The following is a 24,579-nucleotide window of genomic DNA, read 5'->3' as shown; positions in this document are numbered from 1 at the left end:
ATTTGCCAATAGTATGGAAAATTTTGTTGTTTCAGCCAGAAAATATCGCCCGTTAAATTTTGAAGATGTAGTTGGACAAGCGTCTATTACAAATACTTTGGAGCAAGCGATAAAGTCAAATCAATTGCCACAAGCTCTTTTATTTTGTGGACCAAGAGGTGTTGGAAAAACAACATGTGCTCGAATTTTAGCACGTAAAATCAACGAAGAAAATGGAGTAGAAGGCGATCAAGATTTTGCTTTCAATATTTTTGAGTTGGATGCGGCATCTAATAATTCGGTTGATGATATCAGAAATTTAATCGATCAAGTACGTATTGTTCCTCAAATTGGGAAATATCGTGTCTACATTATTGATGAGGTTCATATGTTGTCAACAGCTGCTTTCAATGCGTTTCTGAAAACCTTAGAAGAGCCACCAGCGCACGCTATTTTCATTTTGGCAACTACAGAAAAACATAAAATTATTCCTACTATTCTTTCTCGTTGTCAGATTTATGATTTCAAACGAATTGGAGTTGAAGACATCAAAGGGCATTTGAAAAATGTTGCTGAAAAAGAACAAGTAACTTTTGAAGATGATGCATTGCATTTGATTGCTCAAAAAGCAGATGGTGCGTTACGCGATTCTTTATCAATCTTTGATAGAATGTCAACTTTTACCAATAAAAATTTGACCTATTCTTCAGTAGCAGAAAACTTGAATGTATTAGATTACGATTATTACTTCAAGATGACAGACGCGTGTTTGGAAAATGATATTCCGCAAGCGATGTTGCAATTGAATGATATTTTGAACAAAGGTTTTGATGCACATTTATTTATTTGCGGTTTGGGCGCTCATTTCCGAGATTTATTGATGGCGAAAACAGCTAATACAGTAAGTTTGTTGGAAGTTGGTGAGCGTATAAAAGCAAAATATTTGGAGCATGCACAAAAATGTTCAGCAACGTTTTTATTTGGAGCAATTGAAATTTGTAATGAGGCCGATTTAAACTACAAATCGAGTAAGAATCCTCGTTTAACAGTTGAAATTGCATTGATGCAATTGGCTTCGTTAACGGCAGAAGAAAACGGGCTTAAAAAAAAAAGTATAGGATAGTTCCGCCAACGTTTTATTTTTCTGAACAACAAACTTCTAAAATTGAAGTTCTTCAAATTCAGCAAAATAATTCTATTCCTCAAAATGGACAAACTTCACAACAGGTAAATACGCAACACGTTAAAACTTCGATTTCAGAAGAAGTCAAAGAATATACGCGTGCTTCAAAACCGATTAGAACAAATGGTAATTCGTCGTTTAGTCTTAAGATGGCTTTGCCTGGAGCAAAAGTAGAAGAACATCAAGAGGAGATTTTACGAAATGATTTGCCTCGAGAAAAGTTTACATTGGATCAAGTAAAAGAAGGCTGGAAAAGATTTTTGGATCGATTAAAAATCGAACATAATATTCCGTCCTATAATGCTTTGATGACAACTGAACTTGGCTTGGAAGGTGATGAAATTATTTTCGAATTTACTTCTCATTCATCGGAACAAGAATTTGAGGAATACCGTGATCGAATCAGAAATAGTTTGAGAGCATTCCTTAAGAATCACTATTTTAGTATTCAAATTAAGTTTTCTGAGAAGGAAGCAACGAATCATATCTTATCAAACAAAGAAAAATTTGAGAAATTATCAGATAAAAACCCGATTTTGTTAAAATTAAAAGAAGAATTTGGTTTAGATTTGTATGATTAATGAAAGTTTCTTATTAAACTTGCAATAAATTTTTATAAATAATGAAAAAAGTTCTTTTAGGGATTTTTGTTGTTGCGTCGTTAGTGTCTTGTAACAAAGGAAAATCTGTAGACAAATTAGAAAGCGAAGATCAAAAAGCTTCTTATGCTTTCGGAACTGGTCTTGGTGAGCAAATCAAAGGTCTTGGAGGACGTTTAGTTGAAACTGATAGTATCAACTACGATCAATTAGAAAAAGGGATCCGCGATTACTTAAAAGCAGGTAAAGAAGGTAGAGAATCTTACGCGATTGGTCAACAAGTTGGTCAGCAAATTGAGACGGTTATTAACCAACAACAATTAGATCAAATGGACAAGGATATTATTGTTCAAGGGATTATGGATGTTGTACGTCACAAAAAATTGTTGATTACACAAGAAGCGGGAATGGGAATTTTAGATACGTATGCAAAAAATCACCAACAAAACTTGGTTAAGAAAAATGCAGACGAGTCTAAAAAATTAGTAGACGAGAAGAAAAAAACTTCTGGTGCTAAAACAACTGCTTCTGGATTAGTTTATGTTGTAGAAAAAGAAGGAACAGGTGCTAAACCAAACATTAATAGTATTGTTAAAGTAAAATATACTGGTAAAATTTTAGCTACTGGTAAAACTTTTGACAGTACAGATAAAAACCCTGAAGCTAAAGGAGGTGTAGAATTTCCTTTGAACCAAGTTATTCCAGGATGGTCAGAAGGTTTACAATTAATGTCTAAAGGATCTAAATACAAATTCTATATTCCAGCTAACTTAGGTTACGGTGAAATGGGAGCTCCTGGAGGACAAATTGGACCAAACCAAGCATTAGAGTTCGAAGTAGAATTAGTAGACTTTAAAGAAGGTCAACCAGCGCCACAAGGTCAACCAGGTGCGCAAGGAGGACAAGGTTTATCTGAAGAGCAAATTAAAGAATTACAAAAACAATTCGAAGCTCAAGCACAACAAGGTAAATAATCATCGATTAGATATAACAAAAAAATCCACTCAATTGAGTGGATTTTTTTTATGGATTAATTTTTAAATTATTTCAAATATTTAAAAATTTGATTTGCTTCTACAGAACCTTTTTTGATTGTAACAAGATTTTTATCCTTGTCGAATAAATAAAATGTAGGAATAGAAGTTGGTTGAAAAATTGGACCAAATTCGTAATTAGAATCATATAATAATTCTACATTTTTATTGTTTACAAAATTAGATGCGTGCTCTTTTAGGAAAGGGATAGCGTCTTTTGCTTCGTATTCAGAAACCAAAATAATCTGAGTGTTTTTTAAATGTTCTTCGTAATTATTGCTAAAATGATTCAAGGCTAATTGGCAGTGAATACATGTTGGCGAATATAAAACGATTAACGTTTGTTTTCCTTTTTTGATATCTTTTGAACTGAAAATTCCTTCGGATTGCATTTTTACAAAAGAAAATTCTGGAATAGATTTTAGCGTATTTTCTGTTTGTGCAAATGTAAAAATCGAACAAAAGAATATCAATAAAGCAGTAATTTTTGTTTTCATGTTTTAAGAAAAATTTTGACGAAAGTTAGTCAATTCTATCCAAAATAAAAACGACAGTTTATAAAACTGTCGTTTTCCTATTAAATAAATGCTAAAAATATGTTTAACTCTGAGAAAATTAGAATTTGAAATTTACTTGTGCAGCCATATTAAATGGATCGATTTGGTTGATGTAACCTCCACGGAAGTAAGAATTGTATCCTAACTGATCTGTAATGTTATTAAAGAATAAACGGAAGTCAAATCTTTTCATAGAATATCCAACTTGCGCATTTAATGTATAATAATCTGGCAATAAGAAAGGTTTGCTTCCTCCGTAGAAATTACCATGAGCATCACGATCTAAACTTTGTTCGTTAGATGGTCTTGAACCTACGTAGTAAACACCAGCAGAAACAGTGAAACCATTCAAGAAATTATTTTCAATAAATTTATATTGAACCCAAGCATTTGCTGTATTGTAAGGCGCATTAGATGGTCTTGAATCTTCTACATATTGAGGAGAATCGTGGTAACCAGCATCTAAGTATGCATATCCTAACATAACTTGTAAGTTTGGTAATGGACGACCAGCAACTTCAAACTCGATACCTTTACGTCTCAAATTACCAGCTTTTTCGTATAAACCAGTTGCTGTTTGATTTTCGTATGTTTCGAATGTTAAGTTATCGTTGTTCATGTTGAAGTAAACTACGTTTGCACGTAAACGGTCGTTGAACCATTGTGTTTTAACACCAACTTCTACTTGATCTGTAACAGAAGGTCCAGCTTTGCTTCCATCAGTCATAATGTTTAAAGCAGAGCGTAAACTTGTGTTTGTTGCATAAGTAATGTAAGCATTTACATTTCTCCAAGGAGAAACAACTAAACCAACAACAGGATCTACAACACCATCGTGGTTATCGATTAAATAGCTATAACGTAAACCTCCAACAAATGTGATTAAATCTTTATAAGAGAAATGATGTTGTGTCATAAATCCGTAAGAATAACCTCTTGATAGATTTGTTTTGTCTTTGTTCCAAGCTAATTTAGCTTCTTGCTCAGGAGTTAAGTTGATCGAATGGTTAATATCTTTGAAAACATCAATTTGATCAATAGTTCCGATACCATCTGCAGTTCTTGTTTCTAAACGGTTGATTGTATAATCATATCCAGCTTGCCAATTCCATTTGAAATCACCAAATCTCATATCTTTACCAATCAAGTCAATTTGTAAAGTCGAGTTTCTATCATCTCTAAAAGAACGACCTAATCCACGATTACGAATGTTATATTCTGTACTTCCTTTTGGTGAAGCTAACGTTGCTCCTAATTGGTCACTGTTGTAGAAGTTACTAAAGTAAGCAACTCTAGCACTAATATTATTTGTTAACTGTCTTGTAATACGAGCAGCGTAAGAATAGTTTTTGATTTCGGTATTATCGATATCATATCCCATAAATTTATCACCGATATCGTATAAAGCTTCAGTAAAATTATCTCCTAAATTGATAGTTCCACGATCTGGCGTTTTATCTCCTTTGTAATAATCAAACTCAGCAACAAATTCAGTTTTATCATCAATTTTCCAAGCCATAGATGGATTTACATAGAAAGAATTACTGTTAATAACATCTCTATAACTATCTCCATTGTTATATGAACCTGTTAAACGGAAAGCTAAATTTTTATCTTCTGTAACTGTTCGTTGAATATCATATGTAGAACGGAAAGTATTCCAGCTTCCATATTGAGCAGAAATATGTCCTTGGTTGATGTAACGTGGCGTTTTTGTTGTAACGTTAATTACACCTCCAGCAGAACCTAATCCATTTCCAATTCCTTGTGTAACCGCAGCAGAACCACGAATAACTTGAATAGATTCTACACCAGCCATATCAATAACAGCAGATCCTGTACGGAAATCAGAGTCCATACGAACACCATTTTTTAAGACAGGAACTCCTCTATATCCACGAATAGACATCGACTCGCGAATACCTCCATAACTTCCAAATAACGTAACACCTGGTACATTACGAGTAGCATCTGTAATTGTTTGTGCACCTTGTTCTTCAATTAACTTTTCAGAAATAATTGAAATAGATTGAACTTGATTTTGAGGATTTGCAGGAAAACGTGTAATTGTTTCTAAACCTCTTTGATTCTTGTTACGATCTCCAAAAATTTCAACTTCTTGTAGATTGCTAATTGAATCTTTTTTCTCTTTCGTTGTTTCTTGAGCAAATGCCGTAGAAAAACTAAGCAGAGTAATTGACGCAAGTAGAAGATTATTTCGTTTCATATGTTATATATATTTATTCTAAATAAAATTAATAGTGCAAATTTAATTAGACTTAGTATAAATAAAAAAAAGAAATCGACTGATAGATATCATCTATCAGTCGATTTTGTTAAATATTTTAAGAAAATGGATGTTTACTCGAAAAAAGAGAAGTGTACGTTTCCGTATTTTTTGTGTTGTACAAAGTTTGGATGCTCTTCAAAAGAAATGCTTGATGGGTGTTCTAAAACAAAATTTCCACCTTCTTCTAACCATTGATTATCGATAACCAAATTTGGGATTTTTTTGTAAGTTTCTACATCCAAATCGTAAGGAGGATCAGCAAAAATAATATCAAACTTTTTGATTGGTTGCTTGTCCAAATATTTAATGACATCACTTTTTACAGTAGAAATAATATCATCTAATTTTAATTGTTTCGCTGTTTCGTCCAAAAATTTTACACAACCGTAGAAATTATCAACCGAAGTTACTTTTTTTGCTCCACGTGAAGCAAATTCTAATGAAATACTTCCAATTCCAGAGAATAAATCTAAAACGGTAATTTCGTCGAAATACCATTCGTTGTTTAAGATATTAAATAAAGCTTCTTTCGCGAAGTCTGTTGTTGGGCGCACCGGCAAGTTGGTTGGTGCTGTGATTCTTTTTCCTTTTAATGTTCCTGAAATGATTCGCATTCGAATAATTTATATAATGTAAAATATTGCCCAAGTTGTTTGTCTGCTTCGTTAAACGAAATATGACGCACATATTTTTGTAAAGTTTCGTAAAAATCTGGCGAATTTAAGATATCGCCAAAAGCATACAATGAAACGGTATTTGGACTAATATTTAATTGATTTAATGTATACAAAATGTAAAACAAAAAGTCTTCTTTCGTTTTTGTTTCAAATAGATTATAAAAAATAAATTCTCCATTGCTCAACACGCAAACTTCTAATTTTTGATGCATTAAATTGATATAAATTTCATCGTTTTTAGAATTAATCATTCCATAATCTACCAAGAATTTGCCCGAATGATACAAACGCGCATTTTGCAAATTCGGTAATGAAAGCAAAATATCTTTTAGTGGATAATGAATATTGTAGATAATTGATGCATCTACATTTTCCAAAGGACAATCGATCGCTAATTTTACAGGACTATAGTTAGAAAGTGATAACAATTCCTCAAAAGGTTTGTGCGCAAAGTGATTTGGAACAACATTTACAGTTGTCGACAAAAAACAAATATGCACATAATCATATTCTTGTAGCAAAGTCAAATTAGAACGCAATTCATGTTCAATCTCAATTTCCGTTTTGTTAAGATTTGTAAAATCTACCGAATAGTCATACACATCCGAGTACGAAGTCGTTTCTCCGTCGGTTGTTTTGGTAATATAACTAAGCATATCGTGAGATAGTAAAATCGCTAACGAATGTTGAGTTGTTTTTGACATAAATTTTTCTTTATCCTTGAATTTTTAACTCGTTGATTAAGATATATATTAATCCTAATGAAATCAAAAATAACAAAATTTTGAAAGCAATCTTCATACAGAAAATTTATTTTAGCAAAGATACTATAATTATTTTGTTGATTAAAGAAGCATTTCAGCCGAATCTATTTTAAATTTACAGAAATTTGAAATTAAAAATTGTGAAAAAAATAGCCGTAATTCCAGCTCGTTATGCAGCAACACGTTTTCCAGGTAAATTGATGCAACAATTGGGCGATAAAACTGTGATAAGAATGACGTACGAAAATGTTGTCGCTACTAATTTGTTTGACGATGTTTTTGTGGTGACAGATTCTGATTTAATTTTTGATGAAATTGTTTCGCACAACGGAAAAGCAATCATGAGTATCAAAGATCACGAAACAGGAAGTGATAGAATTGCTGAAGCTATACAAGATATAGAATGTGATATTATCTTGAATGTGCAAGGCGATGAACCATTTGTGAACGAAAAAGCTTTGGCAGATATTTTATCCTCTTTTGATGGAGAATTGGGAAAAACTGTAGATGTGGTGACTTTAAAAGAATCCATTACAAAGGAAGAAGATATTAACAATCCTAATTTTGTAAAAGTGGTCACTGATATTAACGATTTTGCATTTTATTTTTCGCGTTCAGCAATTCCATTTGCACGTGAAACTAATTTTACACCAAATTATTTTCGTCATTTAGGGATTTATGCGTTTAGAAAAGAAGCTTTGTTGAAGTTTTCAACACTTGAAATGCGTCAAAATGAGCGTGCAGAAAAATTAGAACAATTACGTTATTTGGAATATGGAATGAAGATTAAAGTGATTGAAACCGAATCGATAGGAGTAGGAATTGATACACCAGAAGATTTAGAGCGTGCAAAAAAGTACTTATCCACTATTGTTAAAAAATAATCTTTAAACTTTTTATGATTTATATTTGCCCTAAAATCAGCTATACTTGACGTGGAAATGAAATAATTAAGTTAATTAATACTTAAAATAATATTTCGGTATGAATGTTGTTGTAAAATGGAGTAAATAAGTAAAATAGTGATTATGAGTGATTCATGGAAAGAATACGAAGCAGAAGGATTAATTGAAAAAAGATCCTTTTTAGTTTCAAAAGATGGTCTTGTAAAAAAATTATACACAGGACAAGATAAATACAAAATCTTAGAAGGAGCGATTAACAATGGTTATCGTGCGATTTGGGTAACAAAAGCAGACGGAAAACGTACAGCTAAATATGTACATAAAATGGTTGCCGAAACTTTTTTACCAAATAAAGACAATAAAGAATATGTAGTGCATTTGGATCATAACAAATTAAACAACGCAATGGATAATTTGAAATGGGCAACATTGGACGAATGGAAAGAGCACAACAAGGATTTATTTAGAATGATGAAAGGACGTTCTCGTTTAGACAGTATTCCAAATAGTAAGTTGACAGAAGCACAAGTTATTCGTCTGAAAAAGAAATTAATTGATCCAAATAGAAAAACAAAAATTTCTACACTAGCAAAACAATTTAATATTTCTCAAGGTCAGGTTTACCGTATTTTAAGAGGTGAAAATTGGGCTCATATAGAAGTTAAAAAAGACTAAAAGACAATATTTCTTTACAGAACTTTAAATTAGTTTTTATATCTTGTTCGACAGATTGTTAAAAATTAAAAAAGTTCTTATGTCGAAATTGACGTTTAGCGCGCTTATGATTTCATTATTTTCTGTGACTACATTTGCACAAAATGCAGAGAAAATAATCGAAACTCATATTCAAAAAACAGGAGGTGAAGCAGCTTGGAATAATTTGAACAGTATTATCCTAAAAGGAGAAGCCATTATAAATGTTGGAGATTCTTATCCAATGATTGTTTATCATCAACGCCCTTACAACAAAAAAGTAGTGTTTGTGATGAATGGAAAAGAAATCTTGAACGAAGGATATGATGGTAGAATGGGATGGACATACAGTGAAGTTGCTAAGAAAAATGTAGCTGTAAAAGATTATAAACCAGACTCTTTTGATTCGGATATTTTGAAATATAAACAAAAAGGATTTAAAGTAAAATACTTAGGTGTAGATAAATACGATCAAAATAATAGCTGTTACAAAATAGAATTAACAAAAAATACAAATTCTACAATATATTGTTTTGATAAAAATTCGTACGAAATTGTAATGGAAAAAAATAAAGACGAAACACTTTATTACTCTAATTTCAAGACGTATAACGGATTATCTTTTGCCACAAAAGTGGTAGGAAAACCAGTTGATGGAGGAGAATATGTGATTAAATTTAATGACATAAAAATCAACCCAGCAATAGATAAGAAAAATTTTAAATTCTAAATATATAAAAAGTGGTTCATCAAGAATCACTTTTTTATTTCTGTTGATTTATACTGCTTAGGTAGTATAAGTTTTTTACTTTTGTACTCTGAATGAAGAAATTAAAATATGGCTTTAGACTCTATATTTGATCAAAATAAAAAATACGAGAAGAGCTTTTTTCTAAGATTATTAGAGAAAGCAAGAAAAGATTATCCAGATTCAATTTCTTTTATAGATGATCTAATTTCTAAACTTCAAAATAACCCTACATATCGATTAATTTTTCGCGAAGAACTTCAAAATACATTCGGGAAAATCAATTTTGTTAGCTATTTAGTAGATAGTGGAATTCATCTGGAAGATAATTTATTATCCATTTTTCGAAAGAAAATAATGGATTCTCTTTTACCAGATATCGAAGATAATAATGAATTAACTTCTGTGGTAAATGAGATTTTTTATAATTCGAAAAACTTATCAGCAATCCGAATTATTCCAAGAGATCGTTGGCGAAAATTTTTCGAAGTATTGTATCAAGATATCGAACCAGATAATTTTAAAGGAAACGTTAACAATATTCAGAATCAGCTTTTACAAGCAATTTCTATTTTGACGGTTCGTATTACTGGTGGGTTTTCGGACAAAGAAATGATGCGTTACAGTAACGAGGTTAATTATCTTGATAATCCATTCTCTAAACTTTCGATGCAGATTAGTAACATTATCGAAAATCCGCAAGCTGGATTTGATATGTTAGAGATTAAAGAAAGTATTTCTAAGTGTAAACATTTGTTAAATGATATTTTAACGCAAAAAGATTACAAAGGAATTTCATTGAAAGTTGCATCAAAAATCAATCGTTTGCAACAACAATTGGTTCGTTTACAAACAATTTTAAATAGTTATAATGAACTAAGATTACATGGAATAATTTCTTTCTATAGTCTTGCAACAAAGAAATGGGTTGAATTTTATGCACCAAAGAATTTTATGAGTAATCAGTTAGGTTCTACGGTTTATTTAATCACTTTCTTAGTTACTTATCATAATGGTAAAACGGGGGAAAAATATATTACGCAGACAGCCAAAGAGTATAATAAGATGTTTTGGACAGCTTGTGGAGGTGGTTTTATTGTTTCTTTTTTGTGTTTTATCAAAACCGGAATTGGAAATATACATGATACATCGCCACTGTTTAAAGCGTTTTTCTTTAGTATTAATTACGCTGTTGGTTTCTGTACGATTTATTTGACACATATGACACTTGCTACAAAACAGCCTTCTATGACTGCGGCTCGTTTAGCTCGTTCGCTTGTGCCGACTTCAGGTTCTGAACTGAATGTGAAAGATTTTACAACTTTATTTGCGCAATTAGTAAGAAGCCAAATGATTGCTTTTTTAGGAAATGTTGTTGCAGGTTTTGTGGTTTCATTAGGAATATTTTATTTACTCAACGAAATCTTAGGATTAGAAGTTTTAAAATATTCTAAAGCGTATCATTATTGGGAAGAAGTAGTGATAATGGATTGGCATATTTTTTACTTCGGAGCAATTGCTGGAGTCTTCTTATTCCTTTCAGGATTAATTTCTGGAATTACAATTAATAATCAACGTTTTCATAATATTCCAGAACGTATTTATAATCATCCAATTCTGAAGAAATCATTTTCAGAACGTAGAAGAAGAAGAATTTCGAATTGGTTTGAGAAAAATATGGGAGGAGTTGTCGGTAATGTTGCATTCGGTTTTATGATGGGATGTGCCTTTTTGATTGGCGATTTTACAGGTCAACCTTTCGATATTCGACACATTACTTTCGTTTCAGGAAACTTCGCGATTGGTATTGGAGGAATGGGCTATCATTTTGATATTGGACCAATGATTATAGGTTTTATTGCAATTTTCATGGTTGGTTGGAGCAACTTCTTAGTTAGTTTTATCTTATCATTATTAATGGCAATGCGATCTAATAATATTCCTTTTTATAAGATTTTTACGATGATTTCACATACATTAAAAGCATTTTTCCGAAACCCATTACCATTTTTTATTCCGCCTTTATGGACAAAAAACAAAGAAGAAGCTTAGTTAGAAATGGAAACAAACTTTGAAAAACAATTACGTTACGATAAAGCTTATCTTAAAATGGCTTTTGAATGGGCGAATCTATCCTATTGTGAACGCAAAAAAGTTGGTGCAATTATTGTTAAAAATCGAATGATTATTTCTGATGGTTACAATGGTACGCCAAGTGGTTTTGAGAACAAATGCGAGGACGAAGCAGGGAATACAAAATGGCATGTTTTGCACGCCGAAGCAAATGCAATTCTAAAATGTGCAACGTCTACACAATCTGCAGAAGGAGCGACATTGTATATTACACTTTCGCCTTGTACAGATTGTAGCAAACTTATTTTGCAAGCAGGTATAAAGCGCATCGTTTACATTCAACAATACAAAGATCTTTCTGGGTTAGAGTTTTTAGAAAAATCAGGAATTACAATTCGACAAATTACGGAAGAAGAATTATACAGTTAACATTTCAATGAGAAGTTTTTTCAAGGTTATTAATATCGTATTAGTTGTGATGATTATTTTCTTAATCGGTTTTATGGTTGGGAAAAAATACGACTTTGCGTTCGATGAAAACAAGGATATTGTAGGTTTGCAATATTCGGATAACGAACAAAAAATTCGTCGATTAGTTTCTTTGATTGACAATGAATATGTGAACGATGTTAATTCGGATAGTTTGGTTGATGATGCGATTCATTATATGGTTGCCAAGCTAGATCCACATAGTACATATATCGACAAAGCTTCTGTACAAAAGGCAGAAGAACAATTGAAAGGTGAATTTGTTGGAATTGGTATTCAATTTCGTACAATGAATGACACCATTGTTGTTGAACGTACATTACCTGGAACGAAAAATTATGGTAAACTAGAGTTTGGAGATCAATTAGTTGATGTAGATAATCAATCTTTGGTTGCAAAAGATAATAAAACAATAGAAGGTTTATTGAAAGGTAAGAAAGGATCGGAAGTTAAACTATCTGTTATTCGCGATCGAAAACCAGTTTCTGTTACGCTAAATCGAACTATTGTTCCAATTCCTACGGTTACTGGAAAACATATGTTAACGAAAGATATTGGTTATCTTAAATTGACTCGTTTTTCTGAAAATTCTGCAAATGAAGTTCACGAAGGTTTACAAAATTTATTGGATCAAGGCATGAAAACTTTGGTGTTCGATTTACGCGGAAATCCTGGAGGAATCATGCATATTGCAGAAGAAATTGCAGATGAATTTTTGACGAAAAACGAATTGATAGTTTACACACAAGACAAACAAAAACGTAAAAAATATATTTACGCTACAAATAAAGGTCTTTTCGAACAAGGAAAAATTTATGTCTTAATGGACGAAAATTCTGCTTCTTCGAGTGAGATTGTTGCGGGAGCGTTACAAGATTATGGACGCGGAATTATCGTTGGTCGTCGTTCGTTTGGTAAAGGTTTGGTACAACGCGAAATTAATTTAGGCGATGATACCAAAGTTCGTTTGACTGTTGCGAATTATTACACGCCTTCTGGTCGATCTATTCAAAAACCATTTGATAAAAAAACAGCAAAATACAGTGACGATTTATATAAACGATTAAAATCAGGTGAATTATATAGTAAAGATTCAATTAAAATTAATAAAGATTTAGAGTTTACGGCGCCTTCAGGTAAAAAAGTCTACGGCGGTGGTGGAATTATTCCTGATGAGTTTGTTGCATTAGATACAAATTCGGTTTCGAACTGGTTGTATTATAATCAAGATGCAAATTATTTTAATGATTTTTTATTCAAGAAAATTTATTCAATTCACGATTTTTTCATGTTTCATAACGAAGCAATTTATCTGAAATATTTCAGTGCTGGAATGTATAGAAATGAGTTTTTAGGTGTTTTAGGAATTCCTTCAAATGAGTTTAACCCTGTCTTTTCAACAACTGTTGATAACTACATGAAAGCCACAATTGCTGGAACTTTATATGGTTCGCGTGCATTTTATCAAGTTTGGATGCCCGAAGATGAAATGATAAAGCGTATTTTTGAACTTGAAAAAATAACGAAGTAAATGCTGTGGAAAGATGCTTTGTATGACTATCAAATGTATCTGAAATTAGAAAAAAGAGTTTCTGCTAATACAATTGAAGGTTATCTACGCGATATTCAAAAATTAATTAATTATTCTGATAAACAACCTTTAGATTATTCGCAAGATGATTTGAGGGATTTTGTACACGATTTTGCATCGAGCGAATATAGCGTGCGTTCGCAAGCGCGTGTTATTTCTGGCTTGAAAAGCTTTTTTGGATACTTACAACTCGAAGATTTTAGAGAAGATAATCCGACTTCTTTACTTGAAACTCCAAAAATTGGGATGAAACTTCCTGATGTACTTTCTGAAAAAGAAATTGATAAAATGATTGAAGTAATTGATTTATCAAAACCAGAAGAACAGCGAAATCGTGCGATTATAGAAGTGCTTTATGGTTGTGGTTTGCGTGTTTCGGAATTGATAAATCTCAAAATTTCTGATCTTTTTTTTGATGATGGTTTTATTCGTGTCATTGGGAAAGGAAACAAACAAAGACTTGTTCCGATTAGCGATTATACGATAAAATATATTAACTTGTACAAAGAAAGTATTCGTATTCATTTTCCTATACAAGCTGGTTTCGAAGATTTTTTGTTCTTAAATAGACGAGGTAAAAACCTTACACGTGTGATGATTTTTACAATCGTTAAAGAATTATCGATAATTGCTGGAGTTAAAAAAACAATAAGTCCGCATACGTTTCGCCATTCTTTTGCGACTCATTTATTGAAAAATGGAGCAGATCTTCGTGCAATTCAGTTAATGTTGGGACACGAAAGTATTACGACGACTGAAATTTATACGCATGTTGATCAAGAATTTATTCGAGATGCGATTATCAAATTTCATCCAAGAAATAAATAATAATCATTAACCTAAAAAGATGATAAAATCGTTTAAATTTTGTCCAAATTGTGGACATTCTATCGATCATTTTGATTTTAGAAAAATGTCGTGCAACAATTGTGATTTGGTTTATTATCAAAATGTGGCAGCTGCTGTGGCGGTTATTCTAAAAAAAGAAGATAAAATTCTTTTTACAGTTCGAAATAGAGAACCAAAGAAAGGAATGTTAGATTTGGCTGGAGGTTTTACAGATCCAAATGAATCGGCAGAAAGGACCTGTCAACGAGAGATTGAGGAAGAATTAGGAATTAAAATTCCTTTAGAGAATTTCAAGTATTTTCTTTCTCAACCTAATACATACGAGTACAAAGAAGTTCCATATAAAACGTGTGATTTAGCGTTTATTGCTGATTTTCCAGACGAAGAAATTACGCTTGAAAAAGATGAAATAGCAGAAGTAAAATGGGTTTCTATCAACGAAATTAATTTAGATGAAATTGGTTTTGATTCGTTAAGAAAAGTGGTGGAAATTTATATTACTTCTTTGAAATAACTAATGTGATGCGATGTTGAAGCGAGTTCAATATGACCTGTATGCCAACCTGAACTTGTTTCAGGTACTCATCTTAAAAATTAAAACAATGAAAAAAATACTTTTACTAAGCGCGTTATTTTTAACAATTGTTTCATGTAGCACGCAAAATATAGCGGTAGATTATGACCGAGATTTTGATTTTGAAACAAATAGAACGTATTCTTTTACACAAACGGGAAATTTAGGTTTGAATGATTTAGATTCTGCCAGATTATATTCGTCGATTGAAAAAGGAATGTTGTACAGAGGTTTTCAGAAATCGAATGATGGAAGTTTAACATTAGACGTGAAGCCAGAAGAATATGTTTCAAAACAACAAAACTCTAATGTAGGAATTGGAATGGGAACGGGCGGTTATGGTTTTGGAGGTGGAGTTTCGGTTGGAATTCCGATTATGTCTCAAAAATTAAATCAAAATTATACGATTTCGATGAAGGATGAGGGAAGATTAGTTTGGGAAGGAACCTTGAAAATTCAAATGCCCTTGAAAGCTTCGCCAGAAGTTCGTGCAGCAAATATTCAGAAAGGTGTAACGAAATTGCTACAAAAATTTCCACCTAAAAAGAAATAATAAAAAAGCCTTGAGAAATAAATATCTCAAGGCTTTTTTGTTTTTTATAATTTAAAAATTAATTCGTTTTCTTCTGATTGTTGAAGTTTAGATTTTTGTAAAAGTTTCAACGTTTCGGGTTGATTTACATTTGCTTTTGCAGCAATTTTATCTAATTTCAATTCATTTTTTGCGTAATCAACAATTGCATTCAAAACTTCTGTTCCGTAACCTTTGTTCTGAAATTTGCGTTTCAGACGAATGTTGATAACTGCGCCGTATTTTGTTTGGCGCAAACCTCCCCAACCAACAAATCGTCCGCTTTTTTTCTCGTGAACACCCCAAAGACCAAAACCATATTCTTGGTAATGTTTCTCCATATTTTCGATAAAAAACTTCGCTTCGTCTTCAGATTTATACGGTTTTTCGTTGACGATTTTCATCAATTCTTTGTCAGAATTTAATTGAAATAATTCGAATGCATCAATCTCAAAAAACTCTCGTAAGACCAAACTTTTTGTTTCGCAAATAACTTTCATTAAAACTTTTTAGTTCTTGCAAAGTTACTTCGATTTAAAGAATAAAAAAAGTCTTACCAATTATGATAAGACTTTTATATTTACTTTTTTGTTGTTGTTTTTGGTTTTGCTGGAGTTGTTGTTTTAGGAGGCGTAGCTGTTGCTTCCGAAACCTTTTGGTTAATCTCTTGTGTTAAGATTTGTCTTTTTAGATTGAAGATTTCTGTATCTTTTTGATCAATCTTAGCATCTAAATCTTTTACTTTTTGAGTTAATTCTGCAACTTGCTTTTCTTTTTCGTTTAATTGAGTATAGAAAAGTTTTGATTTTTCTCCAGAACTATTCAATGCAGAATACAATTCTTGCAAATTAGTATCATGTTCTTTTTGAGCCATTCTAATCATAGCTTGCGCATTTGTCAAAGCTGTATCTTTGATGTATAATTCGCTTTTAGCTTTTGCTAAATCTTTTTCAAGAGTTTCGATTTTCAAATTAGCTAATGTCAAATCTTTAGATGTATTTGATTGATCGTCTAAAGCTCTGTAATAATTAGCTTCCAATTCTTGGTGTTGTTTCTGAGGAACGCAACTTGCAATTGCAAAAAGTGTTAAACAACAAAGTACAATTTTTTTCATTTATATAATCTTAAACGTCTAATTCTAATAAAACAGGACAATGATCTGAGTGCTTTGCATCTGGTAAAATCGTTGCACGCGTCATATTTTTTTCTAATGTATTACTCACCATATTGTAATCGATTCTCCAACCTTTGTTATTGTTGCGCGCATTTGCACGATAAGACCACCATGAGTAATGATGAGGTTCTTTTACAAAATAACGAAAAGAATCAATCATATTACATTCATCAAGAAAAGCAGTCATCCACTCTCTTTCGACAGGTAAAAAACCAGAAACTTTCGCATTACGAACAGGATCGTGAATATCGATTGCTTCGTGACAAATGTTATAATCGCCACAAATTACAATGTTTGGATGAGAGATTTTAAGTTCTTTGATGTAATCTTTAAAATCTTCACAAAATTGTAATTTAAAATCTAATCGATCAATATTTGTTCCACTTGGCAAATACAAACTAATTACCGAAACATTGTCAAAATCAAGTCTCAAAACGCGACCTTCTTTGTCAATATAATCTATTCCAGTTCCTATTTGTACATGATTAGGTTTTATTTTCGAGAAAATAGCAACTCCACTGTATCCTTTTTTCTCCGCTGCATGCCAATAAATGTGATAACCCAATTCCTCAAACGGTTTTGTGTCCACTTGTTCTTGCATTGCTTTTGTTTCTTGAATACAAAAAACATCTGGTTGTGCAGCTTCTAACCATTCAACCAAACCTTTAGTCATCGCAGCGCGAATTCCATTTACATTGTAACTGATGATTTTCATAGTTAGCGAAATTACTAAATATTTATGACGGATTGATTTAGAAATTTGAATAAAGTGAATATTTTTTGTAACTTTTTAGAAGTTAATACGTCTTAATAATAAAAGACATCAATATGAAATACATTTTTCTTCCAATTTTAATATTCAGTTCGTTAGGATTTGCGAGCTGTTCGGTAGATTTAAATTCTAAATCGCCAGTTTCTAATTATTTAGACCGAGTAGAGGCAAGTAGTAATACAATTACAGAAATGCGTAAGATATCTTCTTTTGAAGGAATTGATGTAAGCAGTGCAATAAGTGTTACTGTTTCTGATGGTAATTATAATGGTGAAATTTCTGTTGAAGCGCCAGATAATATTATGAATAGAATCACGACTGAAGTGAAAAATGGTGTTTTGGTTATGAAAATTAATGGAACCGTAAACTTGAAAAATTCTTCTATTAAAATTAAATTCCCTCATCAAAAATTACGTTCGTTTGATCTATCAGGTGCAACGAGTGTTACCGTTTTGCCAACGCAGAAAGTAGAAAAAATGGCTGTTGATTTATCAGGAGCTAGTAATTTAAAATTAGATGTGGTTTCGAATTCTATTTCGGTTGATAATTCTGGTGCATCAAGTATGAAAATTTCTGGAAATGTACAGGATTTAAACATTTCAGTTTCAGGAGCTTCTTCGTTTATTGGAAAAGAATTGAAAGCTGCGAATGTAGTTGTTGATTGTTCAGGAGCAAGTTCTACAACAGTTTGGGCTGTGAATAGTTTGACTGCTGATAGTTCTGGAGCGAGTTCTGTTCGTTATGTAGACGAAAATGGTTTGAAAACGAAAGTGAGCACTTCTGGAATGTCTTCTATCAAAAGAATAAACTAATAGTTTTTGTTTAAAACTATGATAAGTTAATATTTAGTACTACAAAAAAATCGGATGAATTTCATCCGATTTTTTTTATATCTATTTTTTTTATTAGAATTGCCAACCTAATGTCAATAAGAATAAATTGTTGTCTAATTTAACTTTTGGAGCATAAGTATTAGGTAAAGAAACAAATTCATTATTAATATTAATATAATCTGTTCCACCAATCAATTGTTGATATTTTTGCGTTTGATATTGATAAGCTGCATCTATATAGAATCCACCAAAATCATATCCTAAACCAAAACTTGCACGATTGATATCTCCTTGAAATGCTTTCGATAAAACAGCTGCATTTGTCACAACATTGTTTTCGTTCGCAATATCCATCGTAAAATCTTTGTAAGGAGAAGTTATATAATTATAACCCGCTCTTACTTTGAAACGATCTACACGGTATTCTGCACCAACTCTAACTTCACTTGAATTTTTTACAACATCATTGATGAAATTATTATCTCCATTAAAATATTGTGTAGGCTTTAGTTTCGTGTCATTGTTCATGTGGTACGTATAATCAGCACCCAGAGATAAATTTTTACCAACAACAAAACCTAAACTTCCTACAAGACGTCCACCACGAGTCATATCATAATCAGAAGAATACATATAATAAGAATCTACAGCAGTTTTATCACTGTTAAAATTAGCTGAGTAAAAATCTTTAGAAATATTGTACCAAACTGGAGAATGATAGGCTGCGCCTAAACGTACATTGTGATTCACTTTGTAAATAGCACCTAAAGAGAAAGAAAATCCTTGTCCAATTTCACTATATGGAGCTCCATCTGCATTGTATACGTAGGTTTTTCCATTGTCGTCATCACGCTCTGCATATTGTTCGTAACCAGAATAGTTAGTTTCGTGGAAGTTTAATCCAAATCCCAAATAAACTTTGTCGTCATAACTTGTTCCTAAATTAACAGAGAATTTAGATTTATATCCATCAATATCTTTAATGTAACCATTGAAAGTTCCATTTGGTTCAGAAAATTTAATTCCTTCATTTGTTCCAATTGATGAATAATTGTCTAAACGCTGATTAAGATAAGCTACGCCAACTGTGAAACGATTCCATTTTGAAGCTTCATTTGCAAAAACAAATGTTCCTCCAAATTGTTGGAAATCAAAATTACTTTCAGATTCTTTGATATTTGTTCCGAAATTAGTTTTGTTGCTAAAAGTAGAAACACCAGCTGTTACTTGGACATCAGAGTTAATTGCTACTCCTAATCCAGCAGGGTTTTGTTCGACTGAAGTAATGTCACTTCCTAATGCACCAACAGCTCCACCAACACCAATATATTTAGCATTTCCGCTGTTAATATCTTGCGAATATAAATTTATAGCATTTGTAGAATACTGAGTTTCGTATCCTTTGTTCTGTTGTGCAAAAGCCAATGTACCAACTAAGGTACAAAGGCTTAATAATATTTTTTTCATTTTTATATGATCTAAATCTAGTTATCTTCTTCCTCCACCACGAGAGCCTCCTCCTGTGCTACTTCCGCGAGAACCACCTCCCATGCTTCCGCTACTCATACTACTACCTCTACTTGGAGAAGGTGTAGAATATGATGGGCGAGAATTGTTCATGCTATTTGTTCTTTCATAGCTTCTCGTTGGTTGTTGGTATTGTTGAGCTTCGCGAGTCGGTCTTGTGTTGTAAGTAGGCTGTTGTGTTTGTGTCGGTCTTACTTCACGAGTTGGACGCGTGTTGTTCATTTGTCCTTGATTAATTGAAGGTCTAACTTCTCTTGTAGGACGAGTTCCGTTAATTTGACTTTGGTCTACACTTGGTCTTACTTCACGAGTTGGACGTGTATTATTCATCTGTCCTTGATTAACAGAAGGTCTAACCTCTCTTGTAGGACGAGTTCCGTTAATTTGACTTTGGTCTGCACCTGGTCTTACTTCGCGAGTTGGACGTGTTGTATTGTTAATTGTATTATCACGAGTTGGTCTTAAACCTGTAGAGATTTGGTTGTTTCTACCATTTAAACTTCCAACAGGACGAGTAGAATTAATCGTGTTATTTAAACGACCACCATTTCTGTAACCTGGTTGAGAATAAATTCCTCTTGGACGATTGTATCCATATCCATATCCATAATAACCAGGATATCCGTACCAATTGTTCCATCCGTAGTAACCTCCGTAATATCCACCGTAGTAAGGTCTATTCCAACCCCAACCATAATATCCATTATACCATGGATCGTTCCATCCCCATCCGAATGAAATACCAAATCCGTTTCCGTACCATCCACCATACCAAGGATTGTAATATCCCCAACGATATGGATTATAGAAACCTCCCCATCCGTAGCTGTACCAAGGATAGTTGTTCCAGATATTAATTTCTACACCATCATTACGTCCCCAGTTATAATTACTCGATCCGTTATAAGTTAATGTATAGTCGTTGTTTCCAAAATAATTGTAACCACCTAAACCATATCCGTTAATTTTAACTTTGGTTGCTGATTTAGATTGAGTATTATCATTTGTGCTATCAACATCATCTTGGTAATAAAATTGTTCAGCACCATTTCCTTCTGCATCGAAGTATGGACTACCAATTTTTATTTCCCCTTTATTTTCTTGTTCTCCTTGCTCGTTACCATGTTGTAGTTGAGCTTGTTGATAGGTTTTATCTGTTTTCGGATTATAGTAAACTCCGTCGCTTTCGTAACCACTTGGTTGATAAGTCGAACAAGATGAAATTCCTAATGCAGCCACAAGAATTAATGTAGTTGCAGAAATTTTATTAGAAATTTTATAAACTTTGTTCATAATTATAAATTTACATCGTTTGTAATAATTAAATTTGCATAAATTTATAGGCAATTTTAATGCCAAGTAAAGATACGAAACTTATCAACAAATATAAAAGATTATGGCAAAATTAACAACTCGTGCTGAGGATTATTCTAAGTGGTACAATGAGCTTGTTGTAAAAGCAAATTTAGCTGAGAATTCGAAGGTTAGAGGGTGTATGGTGATCAAACCATATGGCTATGCTATTTGGGAAAAACTACAAGCAGAATTAGACAAAAGATTTAAAGAAACAGGTCATCAAAATGCTTATTTCCCCTTATTTGTTCCTAAAAGTTTATTCGAAGCCGAAGAAAAAAATGCAGAAGGTTTTGCGAAAGAGTGTGCGGTTGTAACGCATTATCGATTGAAAAATGATCCTGATAACAAAGGAAAGTTGATTGTAGATCCAGAAGCAAAATTAGAAGAAGAATTAATTGTTCGTCCAACTTCAGAAGCAATTATTTGGAGTACATACAAAGGTTGGATTCAGTCGTACCGCGATTTACCAATTTTGATTAATCAATGGGCAAATGTTGTGCGTTGGGAAATGCGTACGCGTTTGTTTTTGAGAACTGCCGAGTTTTTATGGCAAGAAGGGCATACAGCTCACGAAACAAAAGAAGAAGCAATTGCGGAAGCGCAACAAATGCAAGAAGTATATGCGGATGTTGTAGAGAATTTTATGGCAATTCCAGTTGTAAAAGGAAGAAAGTCAGATTCTGAGCGTTTTGCGGGTGCTGATGATACCTATACAATCGAAGCGTTGATGCAAGATGGTAAAGCTTTACAAGCGGGAACTTCTCACTTTTTAGGGCAAAACTTTGCAAAAGCTTTTGATGTTAAATTCGCAAGCAAAGAAGGAAAACAAGAATATGTTTGGGCAACTTCTTGGGGAGTTTCTACTCGTTTGATGGGTGCATTAATTATGACGCATTCTGACGATTTAGGATTAGTTTTACCTCCAAAATTAGCGCCAATTCAGGTTGTTGTTGTTCCAATTTATAAAACAGAAGAACAATTAGAAGAAATTCGTCAAGTGGTGGATAAATTTTCGTCTGAATTGAAAGCGAAAGGAATTTCGATCAAATTTGATGATGATGATAAAACGAAACCAGGTTGGAAATTTGCTGAATACGAATTGAAAGGTGTTCCTGTACGTATCGCAATTGGTCCAAAAGATTTAGAAAAAGGTCATGTTGAGCTTGCTCGTCGTGATACTTTAGAAAAACAATTCATCGCTTTAGATAATGTATCAACTGAAGTAGAAAAATTATTAGAAGATATTCAAACTAATTTATTCCAAAAAGCGTCAGATTTTAGAGATACTCACACAACAGAAGCAACAACTTTTGAAGAATTCAAAGATATTATCGAAAATAAAGGTGGTTTTGTTTCAGCTTTATGGGACGGAACAGAAGAAACAGAAGAAGCTATAAAAAATGAGACGAAAGCAACAATTCGTTGTATTCCTCAAGCTTTTGAAACGCCTACTGAAGGAGTAGATGTTTTCTCTGGAAAACCAGCAAAATACAGAGTTTTATATGCAAAAGCGTATTAATTTGTTAAATAATAATTAGCAAAAAAAACTTTCCAAAATAAATGAGGAGCTATTAATTAGCTCCTTTTTTATTTTAATGTTTTTTGGCGTGCAATTCTTTTAAACGTAGTTACTATAGCAGAATATTATTTTTTGTTAAATATCAATCATTTACAAAAAAAGGAGTATATTCGATTACTAATTAACACTAACATATATGAGAAAAACTCTACTGTCGGTATTCTGTTTATTTTCTATGTATGGGCTATCAGCACAACAAGATGTGTTGTGGGAAAAATCTATAGGAGGAGAACAAGCAGAATATCTTTATAATGCTATTTCTACACCTGATTATGGATTCTTGATTTTAGGCAGTTCTGCTTCTGATGCAACAGGAGATATCCAAAAGAAAAATCAAGGAAGTTTAGATTATTTCATTTGGAAAATGGATGAAAATGGGAAGCAAGAATGGCAAAATTCATTTGGAGGAAACGGTTCAGATTTCTTATATACGGCTAAGCCTACTGCTGATGGAGGGTATATCTTAGCAGGAGCTTCTACATCATCAAAATCAGGAGATAAAACATCCAATAATCAAGGAGCTGAAGATATTTGGGTGATAAAAATTGATGCACAGGGAAAACTACAATGGCAAAATTCTTTTGGAGGAAATGGAAATGATATTCCTGTTGATGTGATTAGAACCAATGATGGAGGTTATTTAATTGCTTCAAATTCCAATTCTGCTTCTTCTGAACTAAAGAAAAGTAAACATTTTGGAGGAAATGATTACTACATTATCAAGTTAAATGAAAAAGGAGAACTTCTTTGGGAAAATACCTTTGGAGGATTGTTTGATGATAAATTAAAATCAGTTATTGAGACTAAAAAAGGATTTTTGTTGGTTGGAAATTCTAATTCTCCAGCAAGTGGCAATAAAACAATTGATCATGAATTCAATTCAACTTGGATTGTCGAAATTAATCAAAAAGGAGAAATTATTTCGGAGAATAATTTAGGTTTAAATGCTGAAAACTTTTTGATTTCTTTTCAAGAACAAGAGAATAATTATTTGTTTGCTATTAATGAAAAAAATGGGAGTAAAATTCAGACAAAAATTATTCAAACAGATTTGAATCTTCAACCTCACAAAACAACCAAAATAGAAGAACAAAAAGATTTATCCATCACAGAAATTCAATCCATTAATGATACGTTTATTTTAACAGCCAATCAAATCTCAACTTTACAACAAAAAACGACAACTTCTTCTATTGAAAGTTATTACATCACAAAGTCATTTGATGAAAATGGAACAGAAAAATGGTCTAAAACTTTTGGAGAAAAAGGATTTAATTACCTTGAAAAAGCAATCACTACTCGTGATGGGTCAATTATACTATTTGGAAACTCTACACAACAAGCCAAAGGAAATAAAGGTCAATCTGATTTTTATTTAGTGAAATTAGGAAAAGATACAGATGATATCAAACGTGTATTTATAGAAGCTTATCCCAACCCAACCCAAGATGTGGTGAATATTTTAATCAATAAAGACTTCAAAAAAGCATCTGTTGACGTTTATAATTTAATAGGGCAACATCTACAATCAAAAGACGTGAAATACCGTTCTACACCAATTTCTTTAGGAAACTATCCTAGTGGAGTTTATATCCTAAAAATCAACCACGATAACCAAACTGAATCTATTAAAATTATTAAAAAGTAATACATGAAGAAAAATATAGTGCTACTTGCTTTATTAGCTTTGTCTTATACTTATGCTCAGCAAAATAGTTATGTTCCTAGTACAGAAGTTACACTGGATATCCCCCTGAATTTT

24 protein-coding genes are annotated in these 24,579 nt (G+C 32.3%); 15 read left to right on the top strand and 9 right to left on the bottom strand.

From position 1 onward, the window contains the following. The first annotated feature begins 13 nt into the window (after positions 1-13). The 3 genes from dnaX (at position 14) to B4L98_RS04785 (ending at position 2,735) form a co-directional block, all read left to right on the top strand. Positions 14-1,102 carry a DNA polymerase III subunit gamma/tau gene (gene dnaX, locus B4L98_RS04795; protein WP_115001827.1) on the top strand — a complete coding sequence of 363 codons (1,089 nt, stop codon included), beginning with the start codon at positions 14-16 and terminating at the stop codon, positions 1,100-1,102. Positions 1,103-1,311: 209 nt separating this feature from the next. Further along, on the top strand, positions 1,312-1,743 hold the full coding sequence (locus tag B4L98_RS04790; protein WP_115001825.1) for a hypothetical protein: 432 nt from the start codon (positions 1,312-1,314) through the stop codon (positions 1,741-1,743). A gap of 41 nt (positions 1,744-1,784) precedes the next feature. Next, positions 1,785-2,735, top strand: coding sequence for an FKBP-type peptidyl-prolyl cis-trans isomerase (locus B4L98_RS04785; protein WP_125349774.1), 951 nt, complete (start codon positions 1,785-1,787; stop codon positions 2,733-2,735). 68 nt (positions 2,736-2,803) lie between these two features. Here B4L98_RS04785 and B4L98_RS04780 read toward each other — a convergent pair whose 3' ends face one another. From B4L98_RS04780 to B4L98_RS04765, 4 genes are all read right to left on the bottom strand, one after another. Beyond that, positions 2,804-3,292, bottom strand: coding sequence for a TlpA family protein disulfide reductase (locus B4L98_RS04780; RefSeq protein WP_219034399.1), 489 nt, complete (start codon positions 3,290-3,292; stop codon positions 2,804-2,806). A 118-nt stretch (positions 3,293-3,410) separates the two neighbouring features. After that, positions 3,411-5,579 carry a TonB-dependent siderophore receptor gene (locus B4L98_RS04775; protein ID WP_291047235.1) on the bottom strand — a complete coding sequence of 723 codons (2,169 nt, stop codon included), beginning with the start codon at positions 5,577-5,579 and terminating at the stop codon, positions 3,411-3,413. A gap of 134 nt (positions 5,580-5,713) precedes the next feature. Continuing rightward, positions 5,714-6,256 carry an RsmD family RNA methyltransferase gene (locus B4L98_RS04770; RefSeq protein WP_280049619.1) on the bottom strand — a complete coding sequence of 181 codons (543 nt, stop codon included), beginning with the start codon at positions 6,254-6,256 and terminating at the stop codon, positions 5,714-5,716. After that, entirely contained in the window at positions 6,232-7,023 is a 792-nt protein-coding gene (locus tag B4L98_RS04765) for a DUF3822 family protein (RefSeq protein ID WP_180905191.1), read from the bottom strand. The genes B4L98_RS04770 and B4L98_RS04765 overlap by 25 nt, the downstream gene beginning before the upstream one ends. 200 nt (positions 7,024-7,223) lie before the next feature. Here B4L98_RS04765 and kdsB point away from each other — a divergent pair, with 200 nt between their 5' ends. From kdsB to B4L98_RS04720, 9 genes are all read left to right on the top strand, one after another. Further along, positions 7,224-7,967, top strand: a complete 744-nt coding sequence (kdsB, locus tag B4L98_RS04760) for a 3-deoxy-manno-octulosonate cytidylyltransferase (protein ID WP_221854531.1) — start codon at positions 7,224-7,226, stop codon at positions 7,965-7,967. Positions 7,968-8,111: 144 nt separating this feature from the next. After that, positions 8,112-8,663 (top strand): HNH endonuclease, encoded by a 552-nt coding sequence (locus tag B4L98_RS04755; RefSeq protein ID WP_038332702.1) that lies wholly within the window; start codon positions 8,112-8,114, stop codon positions 8,661-8,663. Between the two features lie 79 nt (positions 8,664-8,742). Then, positions 8,743-9,411: a LolA family protein gene (locus tag B4L98_RS04750; protein WP_221627915.1), complete on the top strand. Its 669-nt coding sequence runs from the start codon at positions 8,743-8,745 to the stop codon at positions 9,409-9,411. 108 nt (positions 9,412-9,519) lie between these two features. Then, positions 9,520-11,481: a site-specific recombinase Gcr gene (locus B4L98_RS04745; RefSeq protein WP_280049617.1), complete on the top strand. Its 1,962-nt coding sequence runs from the start codon at positions 9,520-9,522 to the stop codon at positions 11,479-11,481. Between the two features lie 6 nt (positions 11,482-11,487). Then, complete coding sequence (locus tag B4L98_RS04740; RefSeq protein WP_219034393.1) at positions 11,488-11,931, top strand: deoxycytidylate deaminase; 444 nt, start codon at positions 11,488-11,490, stop codon at positions 11,929-11,931. A gap of 7 nt (positions 11,932-11,938) precedes the next feature. Then, a complete protein-coding gene (locus B4L98_RS04735; RefSeq protein WP_291077656.1) occupies positions 11,939-13,522 on the top strand; it encodes a S41 family peptidase in 1,584 nt (527 codons plus the stop codon). After that, positions 13,523-14,410 (top strand): site-specific tyrosine recombinase XerD, encoded by an 888-nt coding sequence (xerD, locus tag B4L98_RS04730; RefSeq protein ID WP_291077654.1) that lies wholly within the window; start codon positions 13,523-13,525, stop codon positions 14,408-14,410. It begins immediately after the preceding gene. A gap of 19 nt (positions 14,411-14,429) precedes the next feature. Continuing rightward, positions 14,430-14,945, top strand: coding sequence for an NUDIX hydrolase (locus B4L98_RS04725; RefSeq protein ID WP_115001815.1), 516 nt, complete (start codon positions 14,430-14,432; stop codon positions 14,943-14,945). A gap of 88 nt (positions 14,946-15,033) precedes the next feature. Then, positions 15,034-15,558, top strand: a complete 525-nt coding sequence (locus B4L98_RS04720; protein ID WP_181816331.1) for a DUF4136 domain-containing protein — start codon at positions 15,034-15,036, stop codon at positions 15,556-15,558. 44 nt (positions 15,559-15,602) lie between these two features. Here the strand turns inward: B4L98_RS04720 and B4L98_RS04715 are convergent, their stop codons facing one another. The 3 genes from B4L98_RS04715 to B4L98_RS04705 form a co-directional block, all read right to left on the bottom strand. Continuing rightward, complete coding sequence (locus B4L98_RS04715; RefSeq protein WP_221854535.1) at positions 15,603-16,076, bottom strand: GNAT family N-acetyltransferase; 474 nt, start codon at positions 16,074-16,076, stop codon at positions 15,603-15,605. 80 nt (positions 16,077-16,156) lie between these two features. Further along, positions 16,157-16,690 carry a hypothetical protein gene (locus tag B4L98_RS04710; protein WP_038332722.1) on the bottom strand — a complete coding sequence of 178 codons (534 nt, stop codon included), beginning with the start codon at positions 16,688-16,690 and terminating at the stop codon, positions 16,157-16,159. A gap of 10 nt (positions 16,691-16,700) precedes the next feature. Continuing rightward, a complete protein-coding gene (locus B4L98_RS04705; RefSeq protein WP_286495553.1) occupies positions 16,701-17,465 on the bottom strand; it encodes an exodeoxyribonuclease III in 765 nt (254 codons plus the stop codon). A 113-nt stretch (positions 17,466-17,578) separates the two neighbouring features. On the opposite strand from B4L98_RS04705, the gene B4L98_RS04700 reads away from it, so the two are divergent. Continuing rightward, complete coding sequence (locus tag B4L98_RS04700; RefSeq protein ID WP_286495554.1) at positions 17,579-18,334, top strand: head GIN domain-containing protein; 756 nt, start codon at positions 17,579-17,581, stop codon at positions 18,332-18,334. Between the two features lie 93 nt (positions 18,335-18,427). On the opposite strand, the gene B4L98_RS04695 is transcribed toward B4L98_RS04700, so the two are convergent. Both B4L98_RS04695 and B4L98_RS04690 read right to left on the bottom strand, forming a co-directional pair. Next, a complete protein-coding gene (locus B4L98_RS04695) occupies positions 18,428-19,822 on the bottom strand; it encodes an OmpP1/FadL family transporter (RefSeq protein WP_286495555.1) in 1,395 nt (464 codons plus the stop codon). A 21-nt stretch (positions 19,823-19,843) separates the two neighbouring features. Further along, the gene (locus B4L98_RS04690; protein WP_115001801.1) at positions 19,844-21,175 is read right to left on the bottom strand and encodes a hypothetical protein; all 1,332 of its coding nucleotides are present in this window, start codon (positions 21,173-21,175) and stop codon (positions 19,844-19,846) included. 103 nt (positions 21,176-21,278) lie between these two features. Between B4L98_RS04690 and proS the strand changes: the two genes are divergently transcribed. Both proS and B4L98_RS04680 read left to right on the top strand, forming a co-directional pair. Then, positions 21,279-22,757, top strand: coding sequence for a proline--tRNA ligase (gene proS / locus B4L98_RS04685; RefSeq protein ID WP_286495556.1), 1,479 nt, complete (start codon positions 21,279-21,281; stop codon positions 22,755-22,757). Between the two features lie 196 nt (positions 22,758-22,953). Further along, positions 22,954-24,465: a T9SS type A sorting domain-containing protein gene (locus tag B4L98_RS04680; RefSeq protein ID WP_286495557.1), complete on the top strand. Its 1,512-nt coding sequence runs from the start codon at positions 22,954-22,956 to the stop codon at positions 24,463-24,465. Positions 24,466-24,579: the final 114 nt, after the last annotated feature.

This window comes from Empedobacter sp. UBA5528, assembly GCF_002426075.1.
Classification (GTDB): Bacteria; Bacteroidota; Bacteroidia; order Flavobacteriales; family Weeksellaceae; genus Empedobacter; species Empedobacter falsenii_B.
Note: the sequence above shows the minus strand (reverse complement) of the source record. Positions and strands in the feature narration are given on the sequence as shown.